The 821-nt window shown below is 74.4% G+C and carries 1 protein-coding gene; it reads left to right on the top strand.

Annotated features, from left to right (window positions below; translation table 11 throughout):
- Positions 1–264 precede the first annotated feature (264 nt).
- Positions 265–821 (top strand): PHP domain-containing protein (locus GH736_RS23670; RefSeq protein WP_159607534.1); only part of this gene is annotated, 557 nt, incomplete at its 3' end.

Below are 821 nucleotides of genomic sequence, written 5' to 3'. Positions count from 1 at the left end.
GCCGTGCCGCGGAGCGCGACCACGTGCGCGGCGATCCACTGGTTCTGCAACCCGAACGCCTGCGGCCACAGCAGCACGGCGGCGATGGCGGCGGTGCCGAGCACGACGACCCAGCCGAGGATGCGGGGGAGCATTCCATCCACCCTAGGCGAGCGGGCGCCGTCGGAGCCGGGGCGACGCCGCCCGTCGGCTGGGAGTCCCCGGTGAGGTCGCCGGTGGGCTCGCCTCGGATGCCGCGCCCGAGGCCGCGGCTAGCATGAGGGGATGTCCGAAGCCCCCGTCGTCGTCGGCGACGCCGACCTGCACACGCACTCGACGGTGTCCGACGGCACGGAGGCGCCCGCGGTCCTCATGGCGCAGGCCGCCGCCGCGGGCCTCTGGGGCATCGCGCTCACCGACCACGACTCCACGAGCGGATGGGCGGAGGCCGCCGCCGCGGTTCCGGCGACCGGCGTGGCCCTCATCCCCGGCATGGAGCTCTCCACGCGGGAGGGGTTCATGAGCGTGCACATGCTGGCCTACCTCATCGACCCGTCCGACGAGCGGCTGCTCGCCGAGACGACCCGTATCCGCGAGTCACGCGTCTCGCGCGCCGAGGAGATCGTGCGTCGCATCGGCCGCGACTACGACCTCAGCTGGGACGACGTGCTCGCCCAGACCGTCGAGGGCACCACCATCGGGCGTCCGCACATCGCCGACGCCCTCGTCGCGCGCGGGCACGTGTCGACGCGGTCGGCCGCCTTCGCGGGCATCCTGCATCCGCGTGCCGGCTACGCCCAGCCGCACTACGCGCCCGACCCGCTCACCGGCGTGCGCCTCAT

This window comes from Agromyces humi (assembly GCF_009720255.1).
In the GTDB taxonomy this organism is placed as follows: Bacteria; Actinomycetota; Actinomycetes; order Actinomycetales; family Microbacteriaceae; genus Agromyces; species Agromyces humi.
This window is presented reverse-complemented; position numbering and strand designations above follow the sequence as displayed.